This is a genomic window from Leptolyngbya sp. AN10, from assembly GCF_050565645.1.
Taxonomy (GTDB): Bacteria; Cyanobacteriota; Cyanobacteriia; order Leptolyngbyales; family Leptolyngbyaceae; genus Leptolyngbya.
On the sequence record NZ_JBNXVP010000108.1, the window covers coordinates 1 to 1,088 of the forward strand.

3 protein-coding genes are annotated in these 1,088 nt (G+C 52.2%); all 3 read right to left on the reverse strand.

What is annotated here, in order from left to right; genetic code table 11:
- Positions 1–53: 53 nt before the first annotated feature.
- The 3 genes from ACQ4M5_RS41750 to ACQ4M5_RS41760 are packed head-to-tail and all read right to left on the reverse strand — an operon-like array spanning position 54 to position 992.
- Entirely contained in the window at positions 54–404 is a 351-nt protein-coding gene (locus ACQ4M5_RS41750; RefSeq protein ID WP_430681690.1) for a transposase, read from the reverse strand.
- A 25-nt stretch (positions 405–429) separates the two neighbouring features.
- Entirely contained in the window at positions 430–627 is a 198-nt protein-coding gene (locus ACQ4M5_RS41755; RefSeq protein ID WP_430681691.1) for a hypothetical protein, read from the reverse strand.
- Positions 624–992, reverse strand: coding sequence for a hypothetical protein (locus ACQ4M5_RS41760; protein ID WP_430681692.1), 369 nt, complete (start codon positions 990–992; stop codon positions 624–626). The genes ACQ4M5_RS41755 and ACQ4M5_RS41760 overlap by 4 nt, the downstream gene beginning before the upstream one ends.
- Positions 993–1,088: the final 96 nt, after the last annotated feature.

Genomic DNA, 1,088 nt, shown 5'->3' on the forward strand with positions numbered 1-1,088 from the left:
GCCAAGAGGATGTTTGGGCACGTAGACGAAGCGAATGCGATGGGTTGGGTCACTCAAGAAAGTCGAACTAAGGAAGCGGATTGATGGGTATTGAGTTGATCCAGCACAAAGATCCAGCCTGCCTCTGGATCAGTCTCAAGGGTATTGGCGATGTGATTGGCAAAGTCGAATTCATTGCGGGTCGCTCCGATGGAAACTTGTCCAATACCACCGTGAGCAATCTGCCAATTGGCAATCAAACTGAGCGTTCCATGTCGAATGTACTCAAACTCCAAGAGTTTCAGCTTTCCAGGACGCACGGGTTGAGTCGGAGCGGCTCGCTCTAGGGCTTGAATTCCCGTCATCTCGTCGGTACTGACCAGGTGAATGCCGTCTGCCGCAAACGCTGGAGCGTGTTCATACAATTGGCAGACCGTCTTGACTTGTTGCTCAAACTCGGTTGCGTCTTCGGGTTGAGCGTTCAGCCAGTAGCGATTCCGGTGCGGTTGCAGGTGTGCCTCGTTTTAAAGAACGCCCCACACTGCGCGGGGAAATCTGCTCCACGATCCCCCGTCTGACCGCTTCATCCGCTAACTCTCGCACCGTCCATTCTACGGATAGGTCGTCCACTCGATGGCGGGTCTTCACAGGTATGGCGCGACAATTTGCACCACTTGTTCAAGGTTGAATTGGGCAGGAGTTCCAGGTCGAGCTTCATCCTGAAACACCGCAACAATCACGCCTCGCAGGGCGGTTTCTGCCTCCGACTCCGCTTCGGTTGCGCTCATTTGGGCTTGAGCCTCAAGCCAGCGAGTGTGCCAGTAGCGAACTTGTCCGCGATCTAAATTCAACTGCTGAGCGATCTCACTGTTTGTACATCCCCGCGATGCCGAGAGAACGAGTTGCGCTCGGCGGACTAATCGATATGGATTTGTCGTTTGTCGTACGATTTGTTCTAACCCTTGCTGTTGCATTGCGCTCAGAACCATCACACTCGCTTCTGGGGTTGGCATGGCAGGATCAATTGGAACTTACTTTCTCACATTACTGAAAAGTTGAAATTCGCTCCTAAAACTGAAGAATTATTTCCGCTTTTCTGCACTAGATCA

Bases quoted from the DNA above. Each gene is read 5' to 3' on its own strand.
- ACQ4M5_RS41760 (WP_430681692.1), bottom strand. From the start codon at position 992: ATGCCAACCCCAGAAGCGAGTGTGATGGTTCTGAGCGCAATGCAACAG.